This is a genomic window from Pseudomonas sp. GW821-FHT03C07 (assembly GCF_059420925.1).
Genome location: NZ_JBWKUQ010000024.1, coordinates 55,681 through 81,541, shown reverse-complemented (window position 1 = coordinate 81,541; position 25,861 = coordinate 55,681). Strand labels below are relative to the sequence as shown.

Sequence of the window (25,861 nt, the reverse complement as noted above, 5' to 3'; positions counted from 1 at the left end):
CGCCCATGAAAAAAGGGACCCAGGGCCGTGGCCGTGGATCCCCTGGTGTCGTGCCGTGTGGCTTAGCGCGCGGTCCGTACGCCTTCGGCGAGGGCCGCGCACAGGCTCAGCACGCCATCGATGGCCTGCTCATCGCTGGTGGCGTTGGCGATATGATCGATCAGCGCCGAGCCGACCACCACGCCGTCCGCCAGCCGGGCGATGGCCGCGGCCTGCTCCGGTGTGCGGATACCGAAACCGATGCTGATCGGCAGATCGGTGTGGCGACGCAGGCGAGCCACCGCCTCTTCGACGTGTTCCAGGGTCGCCGAGCCGGCACCGGTCACGCCGGCCACCGACACGTAGTAGACGAAGCCGGAGCTGCCGTTGAGCACGGTGGGTAGACGGACGTCGTCGGTGGTCGGGGTGGTCAGGCGGATAAAGTCCAGGCCGGCGGCCTGGGCCGGGTCGCACAGCTCGCCGTTATGTTCCGGTGGCAGGTCGACCACGATCAGGCCGTCGACACCGGCGGCCTTGGCATCGGCGATGAAGCGTGGCACGCCGTAGTGGTGGATCGGGTTGAAGTAACCCATCAGCACCAACGGGGTTTCATTGTTCTCGGCGCGGAACTCGCGAACCATCTGCAGGGTTTTCGCCAGGTTCTGCTTGGCGGCCAGGGCGCGGATGTTCGCCAGTTGGATTGCCGGGCCGTCGGCCATCGGATCGGTGAAGGGCATGCCCAGTTCGATCACATCGGCACCGGCCTTGGGCAAGCCCTTGAGGATCGCCAGGGAGGTGTCATAACCCGGGTCGCCAGCGGTGACAAAGGTCACCAGGGCGGCGCGGTTCTGTTGTTTCAGCTCGGCAAAGCGGGTTTGCAGGCGGCTCATCAGTGTTTCTCCTGCTGGGACTGTTGCATGTGGTGCATGACGGTTTGCATGTCCTTGTCGCCGCGACCGGACAGGTTGACCACCATCAGGTGATCCTTGGGCAGGGTCGGCGCGCGCTTGAACACTTCGGCCAGGGCGTGGGCGCTTTCCAGGGCCGGGATGATGCCTTCGAGGCGGCAGCACTGGTGGAACGCGGCCAGGGCTTCATGATCGGTGATCGAGGTGTACTGGACGCGGCCGATATCGTGCAACCAGGCGTGTTCCGGGCCGATGCCGGGGTAATCGAGGCCGGCGGAAATCGAGTGGGCGTCGATGATCTGGCCGTCGTCGTCCTGCAGCAGGAAGGTCCGGTTGCCGTGCAGTACACCCGGGACGCCGCCGTTCAGGCTGGCGGCGTGCTTGCCGGTCTCGATACCGTGGCCGGCCGCTTCGACGCCGATGATTTCGACGCTGGTGTCATCAAGGAACGGGTGGAACAGGCCCATGGCGTTGGAGCCGCCGCCGATGCACGCCACCAGGCTGTCGGGCAGGCGCCCTTCCTGGGCTTGCAGCTGCTCGCGGGTTTCCTTGCCGATCACCGACTGGAAGTCGCGGACCATGGCCGGGTACGGGTGTGGACCGGCGACGGTGCCGATCAGGTAGAAGGTGCTGTCGACGTTGGTGACCCAGTCGCGCAGGGCTTCGTTCATCGCGTCTTTCAGGGTGCCGGTCCCGGCAACCACTGGAATCACTTCCGCGCCCAGCAGTTTCATGCGGAACACGTTGGCCTGCTGGCGCTCGATGTCGGTGGTGCCCATGTAGATCACGCAATCGAGGCCGAAGCGCGCAGCCACGGTGGCGGTGGCCACGCCGTGCATGCCGGCACCGGTCTCGGCGATGATGCGTTTCTTGCCCATGCGCCGCGCCAGCAGGATCTGGCCGATGCAGTTGTTGATCTTGTGCGCGCCGGTGTGGTTCAGCTCCTCGCGCTTGAGGTAGATCTTCGCGCCGCCGCAGTGCTCGGTCAGGCGTTCGGCGAAGTACAGTGGGCTCGGACGACCGACGTAGTCGCGCTGGAAGTAGGCCAGTTCCTTGATGAACGCGGGATCGATCTTGGCGGCTTCGTATTCGCGGTTCAGGTCGAGGATCAGCGGCATCAGGGTTTCGGCCACGTAGCGGCCGCCGAATGCGCCGAACAGGCCGTTGGCGTCGGGGCCGTTGCGCAGGTTGGACTGGGTCATGGGAGGCTCCAGGTGGACGATTGAAGGTTCGATGGGGTTCACTCTAACCATGACAGGCGCGGATGAAAACCGATAAGATCGGCGTAACCTGTCAGGAAAACTCACAGATACCATGAGCCGCGACCTTCCCCCGCTCAATGCCTTGCGCGCCTTCGAGGCCACCGCCCGCTTGAACAGCGTCAGTCAGGCGGCCGAACAGCTGCATGTGACCCATGGGGCGGTCAGCCGGCAATTGAAAGTGCTCGAGGAACACCTGGGCCTGAGTCTGTTCGTCAAGGACGGCCGCGGCCTGAAACTCACAGATGCGGGGATACGCCTGCGTGACGCCAGTTTCGAGGCATTCGAGCGGCTGCGGGCGGTCTGCGCCGAGCTGACCCAGAGCACGGCGGATGCGCCTTTTGTACTGGGCTGTTCCGGGAGTTTGCTGGCGCGCTGGTTTATTCCGCGACTGGGACGACTGAATGCCGATCTGCCTGACTTGCGCCTGCACCTGTCGGCGGGTGAAGGCGATCTCGATCCACGCAAGCCGGGGCTCGATGCCCTGCTACTGTTCGCCGAGCCGCCATGGCCGGCGGATATGCAGGTCGTTGAGCTGGCCAGCGAGCGCATCGGGCCGGTCATGAGCCCGCACTTCAGCCGTTACGAGTCCTTGCTGCGGGCGTCGGCCCGGGGGCTGGTGGGCGAGCCGTTGTTGCACACCACTTCGCGACCGCAGGCCTGGCCCAGTTGGGCGCGGCAGAACGGCATCGATGTGACGGAGTTGAAATACGGGCAGGGTTTCGAGCATCTGTACTACCTGCTCGAAGCGGCGGTGGCCGGGTTGGGCGTGGCGATCGCGCCGCAGCCGCTGGTGGCGGACGATTTGCGCGCCGGTCGCCTGGTGGCGCCCTGGGGCTTCAATGAAACCCCGGGGCGGCTGGCGTTATGGTTGCCTCGGCGTGCCGCGGACGGACGTGCCCAACAGTTGGCCCAATGGCTCAAGACCGAGTTGGAGCACGGCACTTAGTCCCGGCGTGTGCACAGCAGGTAAGCCGCCAGCAACCCCAAGGCACCCACCGCGATACCAGCGGTTGTCCACGGATGCTCCTGGGCGTAGTCCCGGGTCGCGATCCCGGTTTCACGGGTTCTGACCTTGACCTCTTCATAGGCATCGCTGAGCAGGTGCCGCGAGTGTTTCAGCGCATTCTCGGCATTGCTGCGGAGCGCCTTGAGGGTCTTGCGCGACTCGTCCGAGGCGTCATCCTTGAGGCTTTCGAGGGACTTGAGCAGGCTCTCGATTTCGGCTTCCATGCTTTGCAATGAAGCTTTGCGTAGTGAGTTGCTGGCCATATCGGCATTCTCCCGCAGTTGAGTGGCGTGTGTAGATTGGGACTTCAGCGCGGTGTGAAAGTGCAAAAAATCTGCGCCGCCTCCCGGGGTCACTCGATGCGAGCTGTGGGAAAAATCACTGCTAGGCTCTCTGAACCGCCCTCGGGACTTAGGAGAACAGCATGAGCGACCATCACACCTACAAGAAAATCGAACTGGTAGGTTCTTCCCCCACCAGCATCGAAGACGCGATCAACAACGCCCTGGCCGAAGCCGGTAAAAGCATCAAGCACCTGGAGTGGTTCGAGGTGCTCGATACCCGTGGGCATATCAAGGACAACAAGGCCGCGCACTTTCAGGTGACGCTGAAAGTGGGCTTCAGAATCGCCAATAGCTGAACAAATGCTGGCCTTTTGAACTTATAGGCTGGCCGACTGCCATATTGATTGCTATACAGAGGGCGCTAAATAGCCCCAGGTGCGTCGCCTAACAGCCGACGCACTTTTTTTGATCTGACCAGGGAATATGATCGATGAAAAAGCTTGTGCTGGCGGTAGCGTTGTTGAGTCTGGCGGGAACCGCCCTTGCGGCGGGCAAACCATGCGACGCGGTAGAGAAGGACATCAAGGACAAGCTTGAAGCCAAGGGCGTCCATGGTTACTCGCTGCAGGTCGTCGACAAGGCCGGCAATACCGGCGCCGATGGCAAGGTCATTGGCAGCTGCGATGCGGGTAAAAAGGAAATCGTCTACAAGCGCAAGTAAGCTTGAGTGGGCATCAAAGCCGGCGCCAGGCGCCGGCTTTTTTGTCGCTGGCCCTCAGCCTTTCATAAGCTGCGCCAGCAACTCGTAGGAATGCAGCCGATCGGCATGCTCATACAGGTCACAGGTGAAGATCAGTTCATCGGCCTGGGTCTGCTCGATCAGCACCTCCAGCTTGGCGCGGATCTTCGCCGGGCTGCCGACCATCGCCAGACCGAGGAAGCTCGCCACGGCTTCTTTCTCGTGGGGTAGCCACAAGCCATCCATGGTTTGCACCGGAGGCCGTTGCACCAGACTCTGGCCACGCATCAGGGCGAGGATGCGCTGGTACACCGAGGTCGCCAGGTAGTCGGCCTTTTCATCGGTATCCGCGGCCACCAATGGCACGCCGAGCATCACGTAAGGTTTGTCAAGCACCGCCGAAGGCTTGAAGTGGTTGCGGTAGACGCGAATCGCCTCATGCATATAGCGCGGCGCGAAATGTGAAGCGAAGGCGTAGGGCAAGCCCCGCTCGCCAGCCAGTTGGGCACTGAACAGGCTCGAGCCGAGCAACCAGACCGGCACCTGGGTGCCGGTGCCCGGCATGGCGATCACCCGTTGTTCCGGCGTGCGCGGGCCGAGGTAGCCCATCAGCTCAGTGACATCCTCGGGGAAGTCGTCGGCGCTGCCCGAACGCTCGCGGCGCAAGGCCCGGGCGGTCATCTGGTCGGACCCCGGGGCGCGGCCCAGGCCCAGGTCGATACGGCCGGGGTAGAGGCTTTCCAGGGTGCCGAACTGTTCGGCGATCACCAGTGGCGCATGGTTGGGTAGCATCACACCGCCGGAGCCGACGCGAATGGTCGAGGTGCCGCCCGCCAGGTAACCCAGCAGCACGGAGGTGGCCGAACTGGCGATGCCGTCCATGTTGTGGTGCTCGGCGACCCAGAAGCGGTTGTAGCCGAACTTCTCCACATGACGGGCCAGATCCAGCGAATTGCGCAGCGATTGGCCCGGGCTGCCGTCCTGGCGCACGGGCACCAGGTCGAGGGTGGAAAATTTGGTATCGGACAGTCGCTTCATAAGCCTGCTACTCCATAGGGGGGTACGCAGGCTTCGTCTGCTGTCGAAAAACCTGCCGGTCTCCAAGGAATGTGGGCATATACCCGAGTTTCAAGGGGTGGCTGGTTTTTAACCTGCATTTTTTTCAGATGGGTCTTACAAAGTGAACTTTGAGACAGCGTCTATCCTCAGAACTTTGACCCCGGCGTGAACCCTTCGCGCCGGCTTTTGAGGAGGCAGCTATGAGTATCAAGAAGAAAGCATCGGCTCATTGGGCAGGCGACCTGAAAACCGGTATCGGTTCGATTTCCACGGAAACCGGGGTGTTGCGCGAAGCACCTTACGGTTTCAAGGCCCGTTTTGAAGGCGGCAAGGGCACCAACCCGGAAGAGCTGATCGGTGCCGCCCACGCGGGGTGTTTCTCCATGGCCTTTTCGATGATTCTCGGCGAGGCCGGTCTCAAGGCCGACAGTATCGACACCCAGGCCGAAGTGACCCTGGACCAGGTCGACGGTGGTTTTGCGATCACCGCGGTGCACCTGATTCTCAAGGCGAAAATCCCCGGCGCCAGCCAGCAGCAGTTCGATGAACTGAGCAAAAAGGCCAAGGAAGGTTGTCCCGTGTCCAAGGTACTGAACGCCAAGATCAGCCTCGACGGGACCCTGGTTCACTGACCGGGCTGCGGCAAACGCCGGGGATGTGAGGTGGAGCAGAACTTGGCCGGCGCAATTGTGGTCGAATAAAGTGTGGAGTTTGCGCGTACGCTCTTGCGACGCGCTGCCGTAGTCAAGGAGTTCGACCATGAAACGTTTTGCCCTGGGGATTTTCTGTTGCGCGCTGGTCACCTCGGCCTTGGCCGCGACCAAACCTTGTGACGAGCTCAAGGCCGAGATCGAAACCAAGATCCAGGCCGCTGGTGTCAGTTCCTACACCCTGGAAATCGTCGCCAATGATGAAGTCCACGACCAGAACATGGTCGTGGGCAGTTGCGACGGCGGCAGCAAGAAAATCATCTACCAGAAGAACGACCGCTGACGCCTGGCCACACCGGTCACTCGCTAGGTAATGCAGAACACGTTGTTTTGCTCGGCCACCACTTCACCCTTGTCGTTATACAGCCGTGCGCTGGCGTAGAAGCCCAGGGCAATGCCTTCCAGACGGTAACGCCGGCCGGCTTCGAAGTGGTCGTAGTGCACGCTCAGATAGCACAGGCGGTTCGGTGGATCGGTGTTCATGGCCATGCCGCCGATATAAACCTCGTAATCGAAACGCGCCACGAGGTCATGGCTGCCCGGGGTGACCTGGAAAAAGCGCCCGTCGCGCAGGCGCTGCTTGTCCAGACTTTCGGCCATGATCACCGTGCCGGTGTGGGTGTCCAGGTCGACCCAGGCCATTTGTGGGTTCACCGCCGGTAACGGACTGATACAGCCGCCCAGGCTGGCCAGGGCGAGGAGTACGAGGGGAGTCTTGCGCATGATGGTTTCCAGTCTGTCAGAGCCTCAGCATACCCGCGTTCAGGGGCGGCGGGATGCCCCCGGGCGTCAAGCTCGTGCTGGGACGGCCGCATTGCGGTTAACCGCGTAACCTCAAGAATCATTCATGGAAAAGTGTTCGGTCCGCACGCTAGTCTTGTGTCTGCTCCCAGCAGGATGACACCCATGATGTTCAGGCCCTTGGTCCGCGGTTCGATCGCTGCCATGCTGCTGTTGCTCGGTGGTTGCAGCAGTATCGATTATTATAGCCAACTGGCCGGCGGCCAGTTGAGCCTGTTACGCGCCCGGGAACCGGTGGCCGAGGTGATTGCCGATCCGACCCGGGATCCGAAGCTGCGTGAACACCTGGCCCAGTCCCAGCAGGCGCGAGCCTTCGCCAGCGAGCATCTGCATCTGCCGGATAACCACAGTTACCGATTGTATGCGGATATCAAACGCCCTTATGTGGTCTGGAATGTCTTCGCCACGGCGGAATTTTCCCTGACCCCGCAACCGCACTGTTTCCCCATTGCCGGCTGCGTGGCCTATCGCGGCTATTACAACCAGGGCGCGGCGCGGGGTGAAGCGGCGCTGCAAAAACAGCAGGGCATGGACGTGTATATCGGTGGGGTCGAGGCCTACTCGACGCTGGGCTGGTTCGACGATCCGATTATCAGTTCGATGCTGACCTGGGGCGACGAGCGCCTGGCGACGCTGATCTTTCACGAGCTGGCGCACCAGCGCTTTTATGTGAAGGACGACACCGAGTTCAACGAATCCTATGCCAACTTCGTCGAACAGGAAGGCACGCGCCAATGGCGGACGGCGCGGGGCTTGCCGCCGGCCAAGGTCAACGATGTGGCGCAGAAGGATCAGTTTATCGAGCTGCTACTGAAGACGCGGGCGCGTTTGCAGCAGCTGTATGCGCAGGCGTTGCCGGTCGAGCAGATGCGTGAGCGCAAGGCACAGGAGTTCCAGCGTTTGCGTGATGAGTATCACCGGATACAGGCGAGTCAGTGGGCTGGCGACAAGCGTTATGACGCCTGGATCAATGCGCCGCTGAATAACGCCAAGCTGCTGCCCTTTGGATTGTATGACCAATGGGTGCCGGCGTTTGCGGCGTTGTTCAAGCAGGTCAATGGCGACTGGCCGGCGTTTTTCAGTGCGGTGGAAAAGCTTGGGGGGCTGCCAGTTGACGAACGCAAGGCGGTGTTGCGCCAATTGATGCCTGGCTGAAGGACGCCATCGCGAGCAAGCTTGCTCCTGCAGTGTCTGTGTCGTATCAATAAATTGCGGACGACCGATATCCTGTAGGAGCAAGCTTGCTCGCGATGCAGGCGACACGGTTTCACGACTTACACAAACGCCCGATGCAGCTCAGCCAAGGTCTGGAAATGATAAGCCGGCTGCTGCGCGCTCAACTCCTCGAAACTGCCAAACCCATACCCCACTGCCGCCGCATCCAAACCATTGGGTTGCGCGCCGATCAGGTCGTGCTTGCGGTCGCCGATCATCAGCGTCTCGCTCGGCACCAGCCCTTCTTCGGCGATCAGGTGGGCAATCAGCTCGACCTTGTCGGTCCGCGTGCCATCCAGCTCGCTGCCGTAGATCACCTTGAAGTGCCGGGCAAAATCGAAATGCCGGGCGATCTCCCGGGCAAACACCCAGGGCTTGGACGTGGCGATATACAGGGTGCGGCCCTGTCCGCCCAACAGCTCCAGCAGCGGCGTGACCCCTTCGAACACCCGGTTCTCATACAGCCCGGTGACCTTGAAGCGCTCCCGGTAGAAGTTTACCGCCTCCCAGGCCTTGGCCTCGTCAAAACCGTAGAACTGCATGAACGCCTGCAACAACGGCGGGCCGATAAAGTGTTCGAGCTTGCCGAGGTCCGGCTCGTCGATCCCCAGCTTACCCAGCGCGTACTGGATTGAACGGGTGATGCCCTCGCGTGGATCGGTCAAGGTGCCGTCGAGGTCGAAGAGAATCGTCTGGTAATGCATGGCGTGTCCTGGTTGTACAAAAAACAATCAAACGGCCTGATGATAACCTTCGGCCATGTGCAGGTCCTTGAGCTTCACGTAGTTCGCCGCGCTGTAGGTGAAAAACGCCCGTTCCTTGTCTGTCAACGCCCGCGCCTGCTTGACCGGGCTGCCGATATAGAGAAAACCGCTTGCCAGGGTCTTGCCCGGCGGCACCAGGCTGCCGGCGCCGACGATTACCTCGTCCTCGATCACCGCGCCGTCCATGACGATACTGCCCATGCCGATCAGAATCCGGCTGCCCAGCGTGCAGCCATGCAGCATGACCTTGTGGGCGATGGTCACGTCGTCGCCGATCAGCAGCGGGAAACCTTCAGGGTTGAACGGCCCGGCGTGGGTGATATGCAACACGCAGCCGTCCTGCACGCTGGTGCGTTGGCCGATGCGGATTCGGTGCATGTCGCCACGGATCACGGTCAACGGCCAGATGGAGCTGTCGGCGCCGATTTCGACGTCGCCGATCACTACCGCCGAACGGTCGACAAAGGTCCGTTCACCGAGTGCCGGCGTGAGGTTCTGATAGGTGCGAAGGGTCACGATAGGCGCTCTCTCTTTGGTTGATAGCTGCGGTCGGCGTCGATTGTAATTAAGATGGGCGTATGTTTCTTCCAGCCAAGGTGCCAACCGTGAGCGTGAATAACCCTCTTCTGCAGTCCTACGACCTGCCGCCGTTCTCGGCGATCCGCGCCGAACACGTGCTGCCGGCCATCGAACAGATCCTGGCGGACAACCGCGCGGCCATCGCTGACATTCTGGCAACCCAGGGCCAACAGCCTACCTGGGCCGGGCTGGTCCTGGCGATGGATGAACTCAACGATCGCCTGGGCGCCGCCTGGAGTCCGGTCAGCCACCTCAATGCGGTGTGCAACAGCGCCGAATTGCGCGAAGCCTACGAGGCCTGTCTGCCGGCCTTGAGCGCCTACTCCACGGAGCTGGGCCAGAACCGCGAACTGTTCCAGGCTTTCGAAGCCCTGGCGAACAGCCCGCAGGCCGCCAGCTTCGATGTAGGCCAGAAAACCATCCTCGAACACTCCCTGCGCGACTTCCGCCTGTCGGGTATCGACCTGCCGCCCGAGCAGCAGCAGCGCTACGCCGAGGTGCAGAGCAAGCTTTCCGAACTGGGCAGCCGCTTCTCCAACCAGTTGCTTGACGCGACCCAGGCCTGGACCCGGCATGTCACCGACGAGGCTGGCCTGGCCGGCCTGAGCGATTCCTCCAAGGCGCAAATGGCCGCCGCGGCCAAGGCCAAGGGCCTGGACGGCTGGTTGATCAGCCTGGAATTCCCGAGCTACTACGCGGTGATGACCTACGCCCAGGACCGTGCCCTGCGCGAAGAGGTGTACGCCGCCTACTGCACCCGTGCCTCGGACCAGGGGCCGAACGCCGGCCAGTACGACAACGGCCCGGTGATGGAAGAGATCCTCGACCTGCGCCAGGAGCTTGCTCAATTGCTGGGCTTTGCCAGCTTCGCCGAATTGAGCCTGGCGACCAAGATGGCCGATTCCAGCGACCAGGTGCTGACCTTCCTGCGCGACCTGGCCAAGCGCAGCAAGCCGTTTGCCGCCCAGGACCTGCAGCAACTCAAGGCCTACGCCGCCGAGCAAGGCTGCGCCGAGCTGCAAAGCTGGGACAGCGGTTACTACGGTGAGAAGCTGCGTGAACAACGCTACAGCGTTTCCCAGGAAGCCCTGCGCGCCTACTTCCCGATCGACAAGGTGCTCGGCGGGCTGTTCGCCATTGTCCAGCGCCTGTACGGCATCGAGATTGCCGAACAGAGCGGTTTCGACACCTGGCACCCGGATGTCCGGCTGTTCGAAATCAAGGAGAACGGCCAGCACGTCGGGCGCTTCTTCTTTGACCTCTATGCCCGCGCCAACAAGCGTGGCGGTGCCTGGATGGACGGTGCCCGCGACCGTCGGCGTACCGTCGATGGCGTCCTGCAAAGCCCGGTGGCCAACCTGGTGTGCAACTTCGCCCCGGCCGACAGCGGCAAGCCGGCCTTGCTGACCCATGACGAAGTCACCACCCTGTTCCACGAATTCGGCCATGGCTTGCATCACCTGCTGACCCGCATCGAGCATGCCGGCGTGTCCGGCATCAACGGCGTGGCCTGGGATGCCGTGGAGCTACCGAGCCAGTTCATGGAGAACTGGTGCTGGGAGCCTGAAGGCCTGGCGCTGATCTCCGGTCACTACGAAAGCGGCGAGCCACTGCCCCAGGACCTGCTGGAAAAAATGCTCGCGGCGAAGAATTTCCAGTCCGGGCTGATGATGGTGCGCCAGTTGGAATTCTCGTTGTTCGACTTCGAACTGCATGCCACCCATGGCGATGGCCGTAGCGCGGCGCAGGTCCTCGAAGGTGTGCGCGACGAGGTCTCGGTGATGCGTCCGCCGGCCTACAACCGTTTCCCCAACAGCTTTGCGCATATTTTCGCCGGCGGTTACGCGGCGGGCTACTACAGCTACAAATGGGCCGAAGTGCTGTCGGCCGATGCCTTTTCCCGGTTCGAGGAAGAAGGTGTGTTGAATGAGCAGACCGGGCGGGCTTTCCGTGAAGCGATCCTGGCACGTGGTGGTTCCCAGGAACCGATGCTGTTGTTCGTCGACTTCCGTGGCCGCGAGCCGTCAATTGACGCACTCTTGCGTCACAGCGGCTTGAGCGAGGATGTCGCGGCATGAGCGAGGCACCTGTGATCAAGACCAAGAAGCGCTTTATCGCCGGGGCGGTCTGCCCAGCGTGCAGCGAGCAGGACAAGCTGATGATGTGGAGCGAAGACGAGGTTCCGCACCGTGAGTGCGTGGCCTGCGGTTATGCCGACACCCTGAATGAACAGGGCTTGTCGGTACCCAAGGAGTTGGGCACGCGGGTCAATACCGCGGCGGTCAAGGCGCCGCAGGACAACAAGGTCCAGACCGTGCAGTTCTTTCCCAATCCGAAGCTGAAGAAGCCCGACGGCCAGTAGCCGCCGCGTGTTATAGCCTGAGCCGGGTCACGCCCGGCTCATTTTTGGCCATCACTCGACACTGGCGGACTTGAGCCAGCTGCGCACCGCGCAGGTGGCGTAGGGGTTGGTGCTGCATGCGCCGCTGGCCAGGGCCTCGCGCAACTTGTCGACTGGCGCCTGCATCATGTAGCGGATGCTGTCCTTGAAGTGCGCGCTTTCGCCAAATCCACCCATCATCATCTCGCTCAGGGCTTCCTCCTTGCTCCAGCCCTGCACCACCACCCGGTACATCGCCGCCATCAGGCCGGTGCGCTCCGTGCCCTGCTTGTCGTGGATCAACACCGAACCCTGGTCCTCGGCGTCCTTGATCGCCCGCAAAATCGTCAACACGTCGGCGTCGTCGACATGGCCGATCCGATAGGGCAGTTGCACTTGCTTGATCTCGGGGGCCGACAGCCAGCTGGAGTCGGCTTCCGGTTGGAAGTTGATCACCGTGGTGATGTTCAGCTTGGCCAGGAGCTGTACGGCATTGCTGTCCGGCAAGGTGCTGCGGTAGAGCGTCGGGGTCATCTGGTTGAGGTTGTACTGGTTGCCCACTGGGGTCGCCCATTGCGGCGGGCGTTGGCTGCTATTGTCGCCGGCCTGGACGGCGAGCCACACCAAACCGCTGATGAGGATCAGGCCAAGGAGGGAAAACCAACGAACGATCGACATGTGGACGGCGCCCGGAAAAAGAGAACTCGACATTGCCCTATAGCATTGAATTTTCCGGATCAAAAGCCTGTGAGTCGAGTGTCAAAGATTTGTGAGAGCCACGGAATACGCGCAGCAAAAAGCCGAGATTTTTAGCTGAATCGATTCATCTTGATGCTTAGGCTGCTATCATTTGTAACTAAAGGTTGCCGGTGTGTTCTCTATTCGAGGTGTCTCGCTAGAGACCGCTGCCCGAAAAAGACAGGTTGCTCAATTGAAGTGGCCGATTAATCCGTGCGTGCAAGATGAGTAAGGTACCGCCATGTCTGATCAAGATCGAGATAACCCGCGGCGTGAGTTCCTGCGCAAAACCCTGACCTTGATCCCGCTGGTCAGCGTGGCGAGCAGCGCCTTGGGCAGCAGTGTCCTGCAGGCCGCGTCGCAAGCAACGCCGCCGGCCGCCGACCAGGCGCTGGTCAACAGCGGTCATTACGAGCCGAGTTTCTTCACCACCGAGGAATGGGCTTTTCTCAATGCCGCGGTGGCCCGTTTGATTCCGGCCGACGCCCAAGGGCCGGGGGCCCTGGAAGCCGGAGTTCCAGAGTTTATCGACCGGCAAATGAACACGCCTTACGCCAGTGGCGCCCTCTGGTTCATGCAGGGTCCGTTCGCCGCCGACGCGTCGGCGGAGATGGGTTGGCAAAGCAAATTGGTGCCCCGCGAGATCTATCGCCTGGGTATCGCCGCCACGGAGGCCTGGTGCAAGAAGCTGCACGGTTCAACTTTTGCCGAGCAAGACAGCGCTACCCAGGACGCCTTGCTCAAGCAACTGGAGGCCGGAGACGCGGCGTTCGACAGTGTCCCTCCGAAGATTTTCTTCAGTTTCCTGCTGCAAAACACCAAGGAAGGGTTCTTTTGCGATCCGATCCATGGCGGCAACAAAGGCCTGGTCGGTTGGACCCTGATCGGCTTCCCCGGCGCCCGCGCCGACTTTATGGATTGGGTTGAACGCAACGAGCAATACCCCTTCCCGGCTGTTTCCATTCGCGGCGAGAGGGCGTGAGCATGGCGATTCAAATGAAAAAGGTCGACGCGGTGATCGTCGGTTTCGGTTGGACCGGTGCAATCATGGCCAAGGAGCTGACCGAAGCCGGGCTGAATGTCGTGGCCCTGGAACGGGGTCCGATGCAGGACACCTATCCCGATGGCAACTACCCACAGGTGATCGACGAACTCACCTACAGCGTGCGTAAAAAACTCTTCCAGGATATCTCCAAGGAAACTGTCACCATTCGCCATAGCGTCAATGACGTTGCCCTGCCGAACCGCCAGCTCGGTGCGTTCCTGCCAGGTAACGGCGTGGGCGGTGCCGGCCTGCACTGGTCGGGTGTGCACTTCCGGGTCGACCCCATCGAGCTGCGCATCCGTAGTCACTACGAAGAGCGCTACGGCAAACACTTCATTCCCAAGGACATGACCATCCAGGACTTCGGCGTCAGCTACGAAGAGCTGGAGCCGTTCTTCGACTACGCCGAAAAGGTCTTCGGCACCTCGGGCCAGGCCTGGACCGTCAAGGGTCAGTTGGTCGGCCAAGGCAAAGGCGGCAATCCCTACGCGCCGGATCGCTCCAATCCTTTTCCGCTGGAGTCGCAGAAGAACACCTATTCCGCACAGCTGTTCCAGAAAGCTGCCAGCGAGGTCGGCTACAAGCCCTACAACCTGCCGTCGGCGAATACCTCAGGGCCCTACACCAACCCTTACGGCGCGCAGATGGGACCGTGCAATTTCTGCGGTTTCTGCAGCGGTTATGTTTGCTACATGTATTCCAAGGCCTCGCCGAACGTGAACATCCTGCCGGCGCTGCGGCAGGTGGCGAACTTCGAACTGCGGCCCAATTCCCACGTGCTGCGGGTCAATCTCGACAGCAGCAAGCGCAAGGCCACCGGGGTGACCTACGTCGACGCCCAGGGCCGCGAGGTGGAGCAACAGGCCGACCTGGTGATTCTTGGCGCCTTCCAGTTCCATAACGTGCGGCTGATGCTGCTGTCCGGTATCGGCAAGCCCTACGACCCGATCACTGGCGAGGGCGTGGTGGGCAAGAACTTCGCCTACCAGAACATGGCCACCATCAAGGCCTTCTTCGACAAGGATGTGTACACCAACAATTTTATCGGCGCTGGCGGCAACGGCGTGGCGATCGATGATTTCAACGCCGACAACTTCGACCACGGCCCCCACGGGTTTGTCGGCGGCTCGCCAATGTGGGTCAACCAGGCCGGCAGCCGGCCGATTGCCGGGACCTCGAACCCGCCGGGCACACCGGCCTGGGGCAGCGCCTGGAAACGTGCCACGGCGGATTACTACACCCATCAGGTGTCGATGGACGCCCACGGTGCGCACCAGTCCTACCGGGGCAACTACCTGGATCTCGACCCGGTTTACCGTGATGCCTACGGCTTGCCGCTGCTGCGGATGACCTTCGACTGGCAGGAAAACGACATCAAGATGAACCGCTTCATGGTTGGGAAACTGAGCAAGGTCGCCGAGGCGATGAACCCCAAGTCGATTGCCCTGTTGGGCAAGCAGGTGGGTGAGCACTTCAACACCGCGTCCTACCAGACCACCCACCTCAACGGCGGCGCGATCATGGGCAGCGACCCGAAGACCAGCGCCCTGAACCGCTACCTGCAATCCTGGGATGTACACAATGTCTTCGTCCCCGGCGCTTCGGCCTTTCCCCAGGGTCTGGGCTACAACCCCACCGGCCTGGTGGCGGCGCTGACCTACTGGTCGGCCCGGGCGATCCGCGAGCAGTACCTGAAGAACCCCGGCCCGCTGGTTCAGGCTTAAGGAGCGATGAACATGAAAGCATTGGTTATCGCCACCCTGGCACTGTTGGGCAATGGCGCGGTCAGCGCCGCCGAGGCCGATCCGTCGGCCCTGATCAAGCAGGGCGAATACCTGGCGCGGGCCGGGGATTGCGTCGCCTGTCACACGGCCAAGGGCGGCCAGCCGTTCGCCGGTGGGCTGCCGATGCAGACGCCCATCGGCACGATCTACTCGACCAATATCACCCCGGACCAAAGCGGCATCGGTGCCTACAGCTTCGAGGATTTCGACCAGGCGGTCCGGCATGGTGTCGCCAAGAGCGGCAGTACCCTGTACCCGGCGATGCCCTATCCGTCCTACGCCCGGGTCAGTGACAGCGATATGCAGGCGTTGTACGCCTATTTCATGAAGGGCGTGGCGCCGGTGGCCCAGGACAACAAGGTGGTCGATATCCCCTGGCCGCTGAGCATGCGCTGGCCGTTGGCGGGTTGGCGCTGGATGTTCGCGCCCAAGGTCGCCGAATATCAGGCCGCTAGCGGCGCGGATCCGCTGCTGAGTCGCGGCGCTTACCTGGTCGAAGGCCTCGGCCATTGCGGCGCCTGCCATACGCCACGGGCCCTGACCATGCAGGAAAAGGCCTTGAGCGCCAATGACGGCAGCGCCTTCCTGGCGGGCAGCGCACCGCTGGAAGGGTGGATCGCGAAAAGCCTGCGTGGCGACCACAAGGATGGCCTCGGCAATTGGAGCGAGGCGCAGTTGGTGCAGTTCCTCAAGACCGGTCGCAGTGAGCGCAGCGCAGTATTCGGCGGCATGAGCGACGTGGTGGTGCACAGCATGCAGTACATGAGCGATGACGACCTGAGCGCCATTGCCCATTACCTCAAGAGCTTGCCGCCGGTGGACCCGCAAGATGCGCCCCACGGCTATGAGCCACAGGTCGCACAGGCCTTGTGGAAAGGTGATGACAGCAGGCCGGGGGCATCGGTCTACATCGACAACTGCGCGGCTTGCCACCGTACCGACGGGCACGGTTATACCCGGGTGTTCCCGGCGTTGGCCGGCAATCCGGTGGTGCAATCGGCGGATGCCACCTCGTTGATCCATATCGTGCTCAAGGGCGGCACCTTGCCGGCGACCCACACTGCACCTTCGGCCTTCAGCATGCCGGCGTTTGCCTGGCGGCTGTCGGACCAGGAAGTGGCGGATGTGGTCGGTTTCATTCGCGGCAGCTGGGGCAACCAGGGCGGCGCGGTGAAGGCCAGCGATGTGGCGGCATTGCGCAAGGAGGATATGCCGGCCAAGCCGTAAGATCCCGAGAGCGCCACCGCCCCCTGTAGGAGCCGGCTTGCCGGCGATGAGGCCCTTGAGTCTTGCGGTGCCCTTACGATCGCCATCGCCAGCAAGCAGGCTCCTACAAGGTCCGCGTTCGGCCGGGCCTTTTGGGCGCTCCTGCCAGACGGTGCTAGGCAGATCGGCTCGGCTCCATTACTGTATATAAATACAGTAATGGAGCCTTCTCCAATGTTTACCCCGCTCCCACTCCGTGGCCGTGGCACCGCGACCAACCCGCACAACCGCTTCTCGCCCAATCGTTCGGTGGCCGAGGACGACGGCTGGTACCAGGAGGTTCCGCTGACCCAGGGCACCGAGGTGCGCATCGAGACGGCGAAATCCATCATCACCCGCAACACCTCGCCGGACCTGCCCTTCGACCGCTCCATCAATCCCTATCGCGGTTGCGAGCACGGTTGCATCTACTGCTACGCACGCCCCAGCCATGCCTATTGGGATCTGTCCCCTGGCCTGGATTTCGAAACCAAACTGATCGCCAAGACCAACGCGGCCGCGCTGCTGGAGCAACAACTGTCCAAGCCGGGCTATCGGGTGGCCCCGATCAACCTGGGCTCCAACACCGATCCCTACCAGCCGATCGAACGCGAGCACCAGCTCACCCGGCGGATTCTCGAGGTGTTGCTGCGTTATCGGCATCCGGTGACCATCGTCACCAAGGGCTCGTTGATCCTGCGCGATCTGGACCTGCTGACGGAACTGGCCCGGCAGCGACTGGTGGCGGTGATGATCAGCCTGACCAGCCTCGACGATGAGCTCAAGCGCATCCTCGAACCCCGTGCGGCGGCGCCCAAGGCGCGCTTGCGGGCGATCCGGGTCATGCGTGAAGCGGGCATCCCGGTGGGCGTGCTGTGTTCGCCGATGATTCCGATGATCAACGACAGTGAGCTGGAAAGCCTGCTCACCGAGGCCCGCGATGCTGGAGCCCAGAGTGCCGCCTACATGATGCTGCGCCTGCCGCTGGAGGTGGCGCCGCTGTTCGAGGAGTGGCTGGCCGCCCATTACCCGCAGCGGGCGGCCCATGTGCTGAGCCTGATCCGCCAGACTCGCGGCGGTGAGCTCTACGACAGCCGGTTTGGTGCGCGGATGCGCGGCGAAGGGCCGTTTGCCGACCTGCTGGCACAACGCTTTGCCAAGGCCATCAAGCGCTTGGGTCTCAACCACCGGGAAGGCTTCAACCTCGATTGCACGGCGTTCTGTCCCCCCGGAGGGCAGATGTCGTTACTCTGAACCATGACCCGGACCAAGGTTGCTTGGTGGTGTTTAGCCTGTGCCTATACTCTTGGGTAACAAGCGTAAGAAGCTTCTGGAACGTCCGTTCTAGAGCCTCTGATTCAGCTTGAGTTAAGTTTTCGCGGTTAGGGTGAAGTTGCCTGTTTCGTACGGGTGGCGTTCAAGGAATCGGGCGCGTTGATCCGATGAGTGCTGGCCGCGAGCGAGCCAAATCAGGAAAATCCCCTTAAATCCGTCAGAAAAGAGGATGAATCATGAGTGACAAGGATAAACAGCCGTCAGCTGCGTCGGCATCAGGGGTTTCCGGAGCCGAAAGTGCCGATGCGGCGCTGAAACATATCGTCGATGGCTTCCTGCATTTTCACCATGAAGTCTTTCCGCAACAGGAAGAGCTGTTCAAGAAACTCGCCACGGCGCAGAGCCCGCGGGCGATGTTCATCGCCTGCGCCGACTCGCGCATCGTTCCCGAGTTGATTACCCAAAGCGCCCCAGGCGACCTGTTCGTGACCCGCAATGTCGGCAATGTGGTGCCGCCCTACGGGCAAATGAACGGCGGTGTCTCGACCGCCATCGAGTACGCGGTGCTGGCCCTGGGCGTGCAGCACATTATCGTCTGCGGGCATTCGGACTGCGGCGCCATGCGCGCGGTGCTCAACCCCGACAGCCTGGAAAAGATGCCCACGGTCAAAGCCTGGCTGCGCCATGCGGAAGTGGCGAAGACCATGGTCCATGAGAACTGCGACTGCGCCAACGAAGGCGAAAGCATGAAGGTGCTGACCGAAGAAAACGTCATCGCCCAGTTGCAGCACTTGCGCACACATCCCTCGGTGGCCTCGCGCATGGCCAACGGTCACCTGTTTATCCATGGCTGGGTCTACAACATCGAAACCAGCGAAATCAAAGCGTATGACGCCGATCGGGCCTGTTTCCTGCCTCTCGATGGTACTCATCCGATCCCGAGTGCAACGCCCAAAGCCCGCTTCTAGCGTCTGAAGCTTCCTCCCTCCATTGGGTTCAGCCACGACCGGCGTCAGAGCGGTCGGGCTTTGCCATGCCTGAAGATATCCTCAGGAGACTGATCATGCGTGCTGCACAACTGAAAGCGCTTTTGCCACGGGAGCTGTTGGCTTCCGTGGTGGTATTCCTGGTTGCCCTGCCGCTGTGCATGGGGATCGCCATCGCCTCCGGCATGCCACCGGCCAAGGGGCTGATCACCGGCATCATCGGTGGGCTGGTGGTGGGCTGGCTGGCCGGTTCGCCGTTGCAGGTCAGTGGTCCGGCGGCGGGCCTGGCGGTGCTGGTGTTCGAACTGGTGCGCGAGCACGGCATGGCCATGCTCGGGCCGATCCTGTTACTGGCCGGCCTGCTGCAATTGCTGGCCGGTCGCCTGCGTCTGGGCTGCTGGTTCCGGGTGACCGCGCCGGCAGTGGTCTATGGCATGCTCGCGGGTATTGGCGTGTTGATCGTTCTGTCCCAGATGCATGTGATGCTCGACGGCTCGCCCCGGCCCTCGGGTCTGGACAACCTGCTGGGCTTTCCCGCCGCGCTGGGTCAGGCGTTTTCCGGCGAAGGCAGCGGCTGGCAGGCCGGTGCGTTGGGCCTGGCGACGATCCTGGTGATGTGGGTTTGGGACAGGCGCAAACCTCAGGCCTTGCGCTTTGTGCCGGGTGCGTTGCTCGGCGTGGGCCTGGCGACCCTGGCGAGCCTGCTGCTGGCGTTGTCGGTCAAGCGCGTGGAAGTCCCGGCCAACCTGGCCGAGGCCATTGACTGGCTGCGGCCCGCCGACCTGCTCAACCTGGCCAACCCCAACCTGCTGATCGCGGCCTTTGCCGTGGCCTTTATCGCCAGCGCCGAAACCCTGCTCTCGGCGGCCGCGGTGGACCGCATGCACGACGGTCAGCGTTCGGACTTCGACCGCGAACTGTCGGCGCAGGGGGTGGGCAATATGCTCTGCGGCTTGCTCGGGGCGTTGCCCATGACCGGGGTGATCGTGCGCAGTTCGGCGAATGTCCAGGCCGGTGCCCGGACCCGGCTGTCGGCGATGTTCCATGGTCTGTGGCTGCTGGCTTTCGTGCTGCTGCTGTCCAGCGTGCTGCAAAGCATTCCGGTGGCGAGCCTGGCGGGTGTGCTGGTGTATACGGGCATCAAGCTGGTGGACCTCAAGGCCTTTCGCGGCCTGGGGCGTTACGGGCGCATGCCGATGCTGACCTATGCGGCCACGGCCTTGGCGATTGTCTGCAGCGACTTGTTGACGGGAGTATTGATCGGTTTCGGCCTGACCCTGGCGAAGTTGGCCTGGAAGGCCTCGCGCCTGAAAATCAGCCTGGTGGATTTGCCCGCCGAGGGTGAGATGGAGCTGCGCCTGCTGGGGGCGGCGACGTTTCTCAAGGTGCCGGCGCTGACGCGGGTGCTGTCGACGGTTCCGCCGGGCACGGTGGTGCATGTACCGCTGGGCAACCTGAACTATATCGACCACTCGTGCCTGGAGCTGTTGGAGGAATGGGATCGGGCCAACCGGGCCAAGGGTTCGCGATTGGTGATCGAGCCCCATGGCTTGAAACGGCGTCTGGAGGGGCGGCTGCGGACCGCCACCGGTATCGGTTCCGCCGCGGTCTGATGAGAATCTTGAAAACACCACAAAACCTGTAGGAGCCCGGCTTGCCGGCGATAGCGGCCCTAAGGACGATAAAGCCCTTGGGCCTTGCGGCGCCGATGCGGACGCCATCGCCGGCAAGCCGACTCCTACAGGGGACCGCGTTCGGCCGCGATGGCCTGGCCGCACTAAGCGCTGGGCTTGTCGAGCTCCAGTTCCACGCCCAGTTGGCGCGACAGGCACGGCCAGCGTTTCCACGCCGCCTCGGTGTCCGGGTTGTACAGGCGCTCGCGATAGGCTTCCACCGACTCCAGGGCAAAGCTCTCTTCATTGAGCATTTCATCGACCGCGTGATGCACCGCTTCATCCAGCTGGTTGGCGAATGTCTCGCCGATCAACTGGTGGGCGATCAGGTTGGCCACGGTAATGTCCGAGGGAATCAACGGCTGGCCGAAATGCTTGATATACAGGTCGTTGACCTCCTCCACCAGGCGGTGCGCCAGATAGGCTTCATCCAGCAGGCCGTCGAGCCCGACATGGCCTTCCAGGATCGCCGGCGGTTGCAGGAAAAACTGCTCGGCGATTGTCAGCACCGGTTTGATCTGTGATTCGATACCGGCTTCGCGCGCCACCTCATTGGCGGCATCCAGCAGGTCGGGAACCAGGTCGATGTAAGCTTTGACAAAGCGCGTCAGCACGCCTTTGGCGTCCACATCCGGCAGTTGAATAGCGGGGTGAAGGTGCGGCAATTGAACTTCAAGTTGACGAGTCAACTGGCCGGTACCGGTCTCGTGTTGATGGGCACGTTGAATCTGCTCGCGCAATGCGGCGGTGTTCATGAAAACTCCAGGGGGGTGCGACAAAGGGAAAATAGGGAGAATACAAAGTAGCTGGGTTATAAAAGATGCTCAGACGCATTTGTAATAATTATTTCATGCTTATATGCATGAGTTATATCGGCTTGCCATCATTTCTGCCCTACCTCAGGTAATCCAGGGCCTCCAGCCCGATACCCAGTCGCCTTTCAGTTCATTTCCCAGATCGCATGGCGCGGTCCCGGTCGCTGTCTATACTCGGTTTTGTATGGAGTTAGCTGATGACGCCCGGCTGCGGTTGCAGGCCAGGCCGAATGGTCCGCTTACGCAGTACGACCATTCCCTTGGCCGCAGGTGAAAGCCGGCGGGATAACAAGAACGATAAGGGGAACCCGCAATGATGCGACATCCACGAGTCTGGATGGGCCTCCTGTTGTGGTCGATATTCAGTCAGGCGCAGGCTGCCTGGACCGTGAATATGACGCCTGGAGCGACGGAAGTCAGTCACGAGATCTTTGATCTGCACATGACCATTTTCTGGATCTGTGTGGTGATCGGCATCGTCGTGTTCGGTGCAATGTTCTGGTCGATGATCATGCACCGACGCTCCACCGGCCAGGTAGCGGCCAAGTTCCATGAAAGCACCACCGTGGAAATCCTCTGGACCATCGTGCCTCTGCTGATCCTGGTGGTGATGGCGGTTCCCGCGACCGCCACGCTGATCAAGATGTACGACACCAGCGAGTCGGACGTCGATATCCAGATCACCGGCTATCAGTGGAAATGGCATTACAAATACCTGGGCCAGGATGTCGAGTTCTTCAGCAACCTGTCCACCCCCGCCGAACAGATGCATAACCAGGCGCCCAAGGGCGAAAACTACCTGCTGGAAGTCGATCAGCCGCTGGTGTTGCCGGTGGGGGCTAAGGTGCGTTTCCTGGTGACCTCCGCCGACGTGATCCATTCCTGGTGGGTGCCGGCCTTTGCGGTCAAGCGCGATGCGATCCCGGGGTTTTTCAACGAGGCCTGGACCCGCGTCGACAAGCCCGGCATCTACCGTGGGCAATGCTCAGAACTCTGTGGCAAGGACCACGGCTTCATGCCAGTGGTGGTCGATGTCCGCACCAAGGCCGACTACGACAGCTGGCTGGCCGAGCGCAAGGCCGAGTCCGCCAAGCTCAAGGAACTGACCAGCAAGGAGTGGACCCTCGACGAACTCAAGGAGCGCGGCGACAAGATCTACCACACCACCTGCGTGGCCTGTCACCAGGCCGAGGGCCAGGGCTTGCCGCCGATGTTCCCGGCGCTCAAGGGCTCGAAGATCGCCACCGGTCCGAAAGAGGATCACCTGCACCGGGTGTTCTTCGGCAAGCCGGGCACCGCCATGGCGGCCTTCGGCAAACAGTTGTCGGAAGTTGATATCGCCGCCGTCATCACCTATGAGCGCAATGCCTGGGGCAACAACAAGGGCGACATGGTCACCCCCAAGGAAGTCCTGGCACTGAAGCAGACGGAGGGCAAATGAACAGCTCCGAAACAAACAGCGCTGTTGCAGGTTCGCCGAACCGGTCGGAGGCCAGTGCCCTCGACCAAGCCGTTCCCCCCGTCAGCAGGAGAGAGGACATGAGTGCACTGATCGACGACCATGGCCATGTCGGCCACGATGAGCACGCCGTCCACGGTCCGGCCAAGGGGCTGATGCGCTGGGTGCTGACCACCAACCACAAGGATATCGGCACGCTGTACCTGTGGTTCAGCTTCGCCATGTTCCTGCTCGGCGGCTCCTTCGCCATGGTGATCCGCGCCGAACTGTTCCAGCCGGGACTGCACATCGTCGAACCGGCGTTCTTCAACCAGATGACCACCATGCACGGCCTGGTGATGGTCTTCGGCGCGGTGATGCCGGCCTTCGTCGGCCTGGCCAACTGGATGATCCCGCTGATGATCGGCGCGCCGGACATGGCCTTGCCGCGGATGAACAACTTCAGCTTCTGGCTGTTGCCGGCGGCCTTCGCGCTGATGGTCTCGACCCTGTTCATGCCCGGCGGCGGGCCGAACTTCGGCTGGACCTTCTATGCACCGCTGTCGACCACCTATGGTCCGGAGAGCGTGACCTTCTTCATCTTCGCCATCCACATGATGGGCATCAGTTCGATCATGGGCGCGATCAACGTGATCTCGACCATTCTCAACCTGCGTGCGCCGGGCATGACCCTGATGAAGATGCCGCTGTTCGTCTGGACCTGGCTGATCACCGCGTTCCTGCTGATTGCCGTGATGCCGGTGCTGGCGGGCTGCGTGACCATGATGCTGATGGACATCCATTTCGGCACCAGCTTCTTCAACGCCGCCGGCGGTGGTGATCCGGTGCTGTTCCAGCACGTATTCTGGTTCTTCGGCCATCCCGAGGTGTACATCATGATCCTGCCGGCGTTCGGCGCGGTCAGTGCGATCATCCCGGCGTTTTCGCGCAAGCCGCTGTTCGGCTACACCTCGATGGTCTACGCCACGGCGAGTATCGCCTTCCTTTCGTTCATCGTCTGGGGCCACCACATGTTCGTGGTCGGCATTCCCCTGGTCGGCGAGTTGTTCTACATGTACGCGACCATGCTGATCGCGGTGCCGACCGGGGTGAAGGTGTTCAACTGGGTCAGCACCATGTGGCAAGGCTCGTTGACCTTCGAGACGCCGATGTTGTTCGCGGTGGCCTTCGTTATCCTGTTCAGCATCGGCGGCTTCTCCGGGCTGATGCTGGCGATGGCGCCGGCGGACTTCCAGTACCACGGCACCTATTTCGTGGTGGCGCATTTCCACTACGTGTTGGTGCCGGGCGCGATCTTCGGGATCTTCGCCTCCACCTACTACTGGTTGCCGAAGTGGACCGGGCACATGTACGACGAAACCCTCGGCAAGCTGCACTTCTGGCTGTCGTTCGTCGGCATGAACCTGACCTTCTTCCCGATGCACTTCGTCGGCCTGGCGGGAATGCCGCGGCGGGTACCGGACTACAACCTGCAGTTCGCCAACTTCAACATGGTCTCGTCGATCGGCGGCTTCATGTTCGGGGTCACGCAACTGTTGTTCCTGTTCATCGTCATCAAGTGCATTCGCAGCGGCCCGCCGGCCCCGGCCAAGCCTTGGGATGGCGCGGAGGGCCTGGAGTGGAGCATTCCGTCACCGGCGCCCTATCACACCTTCACCACGCCGCCGGAAGTGAAGTAAGCCATGGCCGACTCGATCTCGCTCAAACGCCTGGTCACGCGCCTGTTGCTGGTGGTGGTAGCGATGTTCGCCTTCGGTTTTGCCCTGGTGCCGCTGTACGACGTGATGTGCAAGACCTTCGGCATCAACGGCAAGACCGCCGGGCAGTATGAAGGCGAACAGGTGGTCGACCTGTCGCGCAAGATCGGCGTGCAATTCCTCTCGACCAATGCCGTCGACATGGTCTGGGAGTTCTATCCCAAGGCCGACCAGCTGAGCGTGCACCCCGGTGCGGTCAACGAGATGCTCTTCGTGGCCTACAACCCCACCGATCATGTGATGAAGGCCCAGGCCATCCCGAGCATCGCCCCGGCGAATGTCGCGGTGTATTTCCACAAGACCGAATGCTTCTGCTTCACCCAACAGACCCTGCAACCCGGGCAGCGCATCGAGATGCCGGTACGTTTCATCGTTGACCGCGACATGCCCAGGGATGTGAAGCACCTGACGCTGGCTTACACGCTGTTCGACATCACCGCCCGCAACCCGCCCGTGGCGGGTACGGGCGGCTAGGACATTTGGCGTGCCCGATAAGGAGAACAATAAATGGCGATTCATGAGCACTATTACGTACCGGCCCAGAGCAAGTGGCCGATCATTGCCACGTTGGGCATGCTGACCACGATGTTCGGCCTGGGTACCTGGTTCAACGACCTGAAGGCGGCGCGCCCGGATTCCCACGGCCCGCTGATCTTCTTCGTCGGCGGGCTGTTGCTGGCCTACATGCTCTTCGGCTGGTTCGGCACGGTGATCAAGGAAAGTCGCGCCGGGCTCTACAGCGCGCAGATGGATCGCTCGTTCCGCTGGGGCATGAGCTGGTTCATCTTTTCCGAGGTGATGTTCTTCATCGCCTTCTTCGGCGCGCTGTTCTACGTGCGCAATCTGGCGGTGCCGTGGCTGGCCGGTGACGGCGGCGCGAAAGGGATCGCCCACCTGCTCTGGCCGAACTTCCAGAACGCCTGGCCATTGCTCCAGAACCCCGATCCGAAACTCTTCCCCGGCCCCAGGGAAACCATCAGTCCCTGGGGACTGCCGCTGCTCAATACCGTGCTGCTGGTCAGTTCGAGCGTCACCGTGACCATCGCCCACCATGCCCTGAAGAACGGCCATCGCGGCGCCCTCAAGCTCTGGCTGGCGTTCACCGTGCTGTTGGGGATCGGGTTCCTGACCTTCCAGGCCAAGGAGTACATTCATGCCTACCACGAGCTGGGGCTGACCCTGGGCTCGGGCATCTACGGCGCGACCTTCTTCATGCTCACCGGTTTCCACGGTGCCCACGTGACCATCGGCACCCTGATCCTGTTCGTGATGCTGATGCGGGTCATGCGCGGGCACTTCAATGCCGAGCATCAATTCGGTTTTGAAGCGGCCAGTTGGTATTGGCACTTTGTCGACGTGGTCTGGATCGGCCTGTTCGTGTTCGTCTACGTGCTCTGA

Annotated in this window: 27 protein-coding genes; 18 read left to right on the top strand and 9 right to left on the bottom strand. The window is 61.9% G+C overall.

What is annotated here, in order from left to right:
• Positions 1 to 62: 62 nt before the first annotated feature.
• Positions 63 to 869 (bottom strand): tryptophan synthase subunit alpha, encoded by an 807-nt coding sequence (gene trpA, locus AC07VG_RS29910; RefSeq protein WP_495004573.1) that lies wholly within the window; start codon positions 867 to 869, stop codon positions 63 to 65.
• On the bottom strand, positions 869 to 2,089 hold the full coding sequence (gene trpB, locus AC07VG_RS29905; RefSeq protein ID WP_495004574.1) for a tryptophan synthase subunit beta: 1,221 nt from the start codon (positions 2,087 to 2,089) through the stop codon (positions 869 to 871). The genes trpA and trpB overlap by 1 nt, the downstream gene beginning before the upstream one ends.
• 112 nt (positions 2,090 to 2,201) lie before the next feature.
• Between trpB and AC07VG_RS29900 the strand changes: the two genes are divergently transcribed.
• Entirely contained in the window at positions 2,202 to 3,095 is an 894-nt protein-coding gene (locus AC07VG_RS29900; protein WP_495004575.1) for a LysR family transcriptional regulator, read from the top strand.
• Here AC07VG_RS29900 and AC07VG_RS29895 read toward each other — a convergent pair.
• Positions 3,092 to 3,418 carry an ElaB/YgaM/YqjD family protein gene (locus tag AC07VG_RS29895; RefSeq protein WP_495004576.1) on the bottom strand — a complete coding sequence of 109 codons (327 nt, stop codon included), beginning with the start codon at positions 3,416 to 3,418 and terminating at the stop codon, positions 3,092 to 3,094. The genes AC07VG_RS29900 and AC07VG_RS29895 overlap by 4 nt on opposite strands.
• 161 nt (positions 3,419 to 3,579) lie before the next feature.
• On the opposite strand from AC07VG_RS29895, the gene AC07VG_RS29890 reads away from it, so the two are divergent.
• Together AC07VG_RS29890 and AC07VG_RS29885 are read left to right on the top strand one after the other, a co-directional pair.
• Positions 3,580 to 3,795, top strand: a complete 216-nt coding sequence (locus AC07VG_RS29890; protein WP_100939968.1) for a dodecin — start codon at positions 3,580 to 3,582, stop codon at positions 3,793 to 3,795.
• A 134-nt stretch (positions 3,796 to 3,929) separates the two neighbouring features.
• Positions 3,930 to 4,160: a DUF1161 domain-containing protein gene (locus AC07VG_RS29885; RefSeq protein WP_495004577.1), complete on the top strand. Its 231-nt coding sequence runs from the start codon at positions 3,930 to 3,932 to the stop codon at positions 4,158 to 4,160.
• A gap of 54 nt (positions 4,161 to 4,214) precedes the next feature.
• Here AC07VG_RS29885 and AC07VG_RS29880 read toward each other — a convergent pair whose 3' ends face one another.
• Positions 4,215 to 5,216 carry an LLM class flavin-dependent oxidoreductase gene (locus AC07VG_RS29880; protein ID WP_495004578.1) on the bottom strand — a complete coding sequence of 334 codons (1,002 nt, stop codon included), beginning with the start codon at positions 5,214 to 5,216 and terminating at the stop codon, positions 4,215 to 4,217.
• 221 nt (positions 5,217 to 5,437) lie between these two features.
• Between AC07VG_RS29880 and AC07VG_RS29875 the strand changes: the two genes are divergently transcribed.
• Both AC07VG_RS29875 and AC07VG_RS29870 read left to right on the top strand, forming a co-directional pair.
• Positions 5,438 to 5,869, top strand: coding sequence for an OsmC family protein (locus AC07VG_RS29875; protein WP_495004579.1), 432 nt, complete (start codon positions 5,438 to 5,440; stop codon positions 5,867 to 5,869).
• Positions 5,870 to 5,996: 127 nt separating this feature from the next.
• Complete coding sequence (locus tag AC07VG_RS29870) at positions 5,997 to 6,230, top strand: DUF1161 domain-containing protein (RefSeq protein WP_495004580.1); 234 nt, start codon at positions 5,997 to 5,999, stop codon at positions 6,228 to 6,230.
• A 23-nt stretch (positions 6,231 to 6,253) separates the two neighbouring features.
• Here the strand turns inward: AC07VG_RS29870 and AC07VG_RS29865 are convergent, their stop codons facing one another.
• On the bottom strand, positions 6,254 to 6,670 hold the full coding sequence (locus AC07VG_RS29865; protein WP_495004581.1) for a PA0061/PA0062 family lipoprotein: 417 nt from the start codon (positions 6,668 to 6,670) through the stop codon (positions 6,254 to 6,256).
• 183 nt (positions 6,671 to 6,853) lie between these two features.
• On the opposite strand from AC07VG_RS29865, the gene AC07VG_RS29860 reads away from it, so the two are divergent.
• On the top strand, positions 6,854 to 7,903 hold the full coding sequence (locus AC07VG_RS29860) for an aminopeptidase (protein ID WP_495004582.1): 1,050 nt from the start codon (positions 6,854 to 6,856) through the stop codon (positions 7,901 to 7,903).
• 119 nt (positions 7,904 to 8,022) lie between these two features.
• On the opposite strand, the gene AC07VG_RS29855 is transcribed toward AC07VG_RS29860, so the two are convergent.
• Positions 8,023 to 8,667: an HAD family hydrolase gene (locus tag AC07VG_RS29855; RefSeq protein WP_495004583.1), complete on the bottom strand. Its 645-nt coding sequence runs from the start codon at positions 8,665 to 8,667 to the stop codon at positions 8,023 to 8,025.
• A 27-nt stretch (positions 8,668 to 8,694) separates the two neighbouring features.
• The gene (locus AC07VG_RS29850) at positions 8,695 to 9,243 is read right to left on the bottom strand and encodes a gamma carbonic anhydrase family protein (RefSeq protein ID WP_495004584.1); all 549 of its coding nucleotides are present in this window, start codon (positions 9,241 to 9,243) and stop codon (positions 8,695 to 8,697) included.
• Positions 9,244 to 9,332: 89 nt separating this feature from the next.
• Between AC07VG_RS29850 and prlC the strand changes: the two genes are divergently transcribed.
• Both prlC and AC07VG_RS29840 read left to right on the top strand, forming a co-directional pair.
• Positions 9,333 to 11,384 carry an oligopeptidase A gene (gene prlC, locus AC07VG_RS29845; protein ID WP_495022363.1) on the top strand — a complete coding sequence of 684 codons (2,052 nt, stop codon included), beginning with the start codon at positions 9,333 to 9,335 and terminating at the stop codon, positions 11,382 to 11,384.
• On the top strand, positions 11,381 to 11,668 hold the full coding sequence (locus AC07VG_RS29840; RefSeq protein ID WP_495004586.1) for a YheV family putative zinc ribbon protein: 288 nt from the start codon (positions 11,381 to 11,383) through the stop codon (positions 11,666 to 11,668). The genes prlC and AC07VG_RS29840 overlap by 4 nt, the downstream gene beginning before the upstream one ends.
• Before the next feature lie 51 nt (positions 11,669 to 11,719).
• On the opposite strand, the gene AC07VG_RS29835 is transcribed toward AC07VG_RS29840, so the two are convergent.
• On the bottom strand, positions 11,720 to 12,364 hold the full coding sequence (locus AC07VG_RS29835; protein ID WP_495004587.1) for a phosphatase domain-containing protein: 645 nt from the start codon (positions 12,362 to 12,364) through the stop codon (positions 11,720 to 11,722).
• Positions 12,365 to 12,665: 301 nt separating this feature from the next.
• Here AC07VG_RS29835 and AC07VG_RS29830 point away from each other — a divergent pair, with 301 nt between their 5' ends.
• From AC07VG_RS29830 to AC07VG_RS29805, 6 genes are all read left to right on the top strand, one after another.
• The gene (locus AC07VG_RS29830) at positions 12,666 to 13,406 is read left to right on the top strand and encodes a gluconate 2-dehydrogenase subunit 3 family protein (protein WP_495004588.1); all 741 of its coding nucleotides are present in this window, start codon (positions 12,666 to 12,668) and stop codon (positions 13,404 to 13,406) included.
• 2 nt (positions 13,407 to 13,408) lie between these two features.
• The gene (locus AC07VG_RS29825) at positions 13,409 to 15,193 is read left to right on the top strand and encodes a GMC family oxidoreductase (protein WP_495004589.1); all 1,785 of its coding nucleotides are present in this window, start codon (positions 13,409 to 13,411) and stop codon (positions 15,191 to 15,193) included.
• 12 nt (positions 15,194 to 15,205) lie between these two features.
• Entirely contained in the window at positions 15,206 to 16,480 is a 1,275-nt protein-coding gene (locus AC07VG_RS29820; RefSeq protein ID WP_495004590.1) for a c-type cytochrome, read from the top strand.
• 213 nt (positions 16,481 to 16,693) lie between these two features.
• Positions 16,694 to 17,752, top strand: a complete 1,059-nt coding sequence (locus AC07VG_RS29815) for a PA0069 family radical SAM protein (protein WP_495004591.1) — start codon at positions 16,694 to 16,696, stop codon at positions 17,750 to 17,752.
• Positions 17,753 to 18,009: 257 nt separating this feature from the next.
• The gene (locus AC07VG_RS29810; protein WP_495004592.1) at positions 18,010 to 18,741 is read left to right on the top strand and encodes a carbonic anhydrase; all 732 of its coding nucleotides are present in this window, start codon (positions 18,010 to 18,012) and stop codon (positions 18,739 to 18,741) included.
• 95 nt (positions 18,742 to 18,836) lie between these two features.
• Positions 18,837 to 20,372 (top strand): SulP family inorganic anion transporter, encoded by a 1,536-nt coding sequence (locus AC07VG_RS29805; RefSeq protein ID WP_495022362.1) that lies wholly within the window; start codon positions 18,837 to 18,839, stop codon positions 20,370 to 20,372.
• Between the two features lie 164 nt (positions 20,373 to 20,536).
• Here the strand turns inward: AC07VG_RS29805 and AC07VG_RS29800 are convergent, their stop codons facing one another.
• Positions 20,537 to 21,187 carry a hypothetical protein gene (locus AC07VG_RS29800; protein WP_495004594.1) on the bottom strand — a complete coding sequence of 217 codons (651 nt, stop codon included), beginning with the start codon at positions 21,185 to 21,187 and terminating at the stop codon, positions 20,537 to 20,539.
• A 373-nt stretch (positions 21,188 to 21,560) separates the two neighbouring features.
• On the opposite strand from AC07VG_RS29800, the gene coxB reads away from it, so the two are divergent.
• From coxB to AC07VG_RS29780, 4 genes are all read left to right on the top strand, one after another.
• Positions 21,561 to 22,688 carry a cytochrome c oxidase subunit II gene (coxB, locus tag AC07VG_RS29795; RefSeq protein ID WP_495004595.1) on the top strand — a complete coding sequence of 376 codons (1,128 nt, stop codon included), beginning with the start codon at positions 21,561 to 21,563 and terminating at the stop codon, positions 22,686 to 22,688.
• Between the two features lie 98 nt (positions 22,689 to 22,786).
• Positions 22,787 to 24,385: a cytochrome c oxidase subunit I gene (gene ctaD, locus AC07VG_RS29790; RefSeq protein ID WP_495004596.1), complete on the top strand. Its 1,599-nt coding sequence runs from the start codon at positions 22,787 to 22,789 to the stop codon at positions 24,383 to 24,385.
• Between the two features lie 3 nt (positions 24,386 to 24,388).
• Positions 24,389 to 24,937 carry a cytochrome c oxidase assembly protein gene (locus tag AC07VG_RS29785; RefSeq protein ID WP_495004597.1) on the top strand — a complete coding sequence of 183 codons (549 nt, stop codon included), beginning with the start codon at positions 24,389 to 24,391 and terminating at the stop codon, positions 24,935 to 24,937.
• Between the two features lie 33 nt (positions 24,938 to 24,970).
• Positions 24,971 to 25,861: a cytochrome c oxidase subunit 3 gene (locus AC07VG_RS29780; protein ID WP_495004598.1), complete on the top strand. Its 891-nt coding sequence runs from the start codon at positions 24,971 to 24,973 to the stop codon at positions 25,859 to 25,861.

Bases quoted from the DNA above. Each gene is read 5' to 3' on its own strand.
- trpA (WP_495004573.1), bottom strand. From the start codon at position 869: ATGAGCCGCCTGCAAACCCGCTTTGCCGAGCTGAAACAACAGAACCGC.
- trpB (WP_495004574.1), bottom strand. From the start codon at position 2,089: ATGACCCAGTCCAACCTGCGCAACGGCCCCGACGCCAACGGCCTGTTC.
- AC07VG_RS29900 (WP_495004575.1), top strand. From the start codon at position 2,202: ATGAGCCGCGACCTTCCCCCGCTCAATGCCTTGCGCGCCTTCGAGGCC.
- AC07VG_RS29895 (WP_495004576.1), bottom strand. From the start codon at position 3,418: ATGGCCAGCAACTCACTACGCAAAGCTTCATTGCAAAGCATGGAAGCC.
- AC07VG_RS29890 (WP_100939968.1), top strand. From the start codon at position 3,580: ATGAGCGACCATCACACCTACAAGAAAATCGAACTGGTAGGTTCTTCC.
- AC07VG_RS29885 (WP_495004577.1), top strand. From the start codon at position 3,930: ATGAAAAAGCTTGTGCTGGCGGTAGCGTTGTTGAGTCTGGCGGGAACC.
- AC07VG_RS29880 (WP_495004578.1), bottom strand. From the start codon at position 5,216: ATGAAGCGACTGTCCGATACCAAATTTTCCACCCTCGACCTGGTGCCC.
- AC07VG_RS29875 (WP_495004579.1), top strand. From the start codon at position 5,438: ATGAGTATCAAGAAGAAAGCATCGGCTCATTGGGCAGGCGACCTGAAA.
- AC07VG_RS29870 (WP_495004580.1), top strand. From the start codon at position 5,997: ATGAAACGTTTTGCCCTGGGGATTTTCTGTTGCGCGCTGGTCACCTCG.
- AC07VG_RS29865 (WP_495004581.1), bottom strand. From the start codon at position 6,670: ATGCGCAAGACTCCCCTCGTACTCCTCGCCCTGGCCAGCCTGGGCGGC.
- AC07VG_RS29860 (WP_495004582.1), top strand. From the start codon at position 6,854: ATGATGTTCAGGCCCTTGGTCCGCGGTTCGATCGCTGCCATGCTGCTG.
- AC07VG_RS29855 (WP_495004583.1), bottom strand. From the start codon at position 8,667: ATGCATTACCAGACGATTCTCTTCGACCTCGACGGCACCTTGACCGAT.
- AC07VG_RS29840 (WP_495004586.1), top strand. From the start codon at position 11,381: ATGAGCGAGGCACCTGTGATCAAGACCAAGAAGCGCTTTATCGCCGGG.
- AC07VG_RS29835 (WP_495004587.1), bottom strand. From the start codon at position 12,364: ATGTCGATCGTTCGTTGGTTTTCCCTCCTTGGCCTGATCCTCATCAGC.
- AC07VG_RS29830 (WP_495004588.1), top strand. From the start codon at position 12,666: ATGTCTGATCAAGATCGAGATAACCCGCGGCGTGAGTTCCTGCGCAAA.
- AC07VG_RS29825 (WP_495004589.1), top strand. From the start codon at position 13,409: ATGGCGATTCAAATGAAAAAGGTCGACGCGGTGATCGTCGGTTTCGGT.
- AC07VG_RS29820 (WP_495004590.1), top strand. From the start codon at position 15,206: ATGAAAGCATTGGTTATCGCCACCCTGGCACTGTTGGGCAATGGCGCG.
- AC07VG_RS29815 (WP_495004591.1), top strand. From the start codon at position 16,694: ATGTTTACCCCGCTCCCACTCCGTGGCCGTGGCACCGCGACCAACCCG.
- AC07VG_RS29810 (WP_495004592.1), top strand. From the start codon at position 18,010: ATGAGTGACAAGGATAAACAGCCGTCAGCTGCGTCGGCATCAGGGGTT.
- AC07VG_RS29805 (WP_495022362.1), top strand. From the start codon at position 18,837: ATGCGTGCTGCACAACTGAAAGCGCTTTTGCCACGGGAGCTGTTGGCT.
- AC07VG_RS29800 (WP_495004594.1), bottom strand. From the start codon at position 21,187: ATGAACACCGCCGCATTGCGCGAGCAGATTCAACGTGCCCATCAACAC.
- coxB (WP_495004595.1), top strand. From the start codon at position 21,561: ATGATGCGACATCCACGAGTCTGGATGGGCCTCCTGTTGTGGTCGATA.
- ctaD (WP_495004596.1), top strand. From the start codon at position 22,787: ATGAGTGCACTGATCGACGACCATGGCCATGTCGGCCACGATGAGCAC.
- AC07VG_RS29785 (WP_495004597.1), top strand. From the start codon at position 24,389: ATGGCCGACTCGATCTCGCTCAAACGCCTGGTCACGCGCCTGTTGCTG.
- AC07VG_RS29780 (WP_495004598.1), top strand. From the start codon at position 24,971: ATGGCGATTCATGAGCACTATTACGTACCGGCCCAGAGCAAGTGGCCG.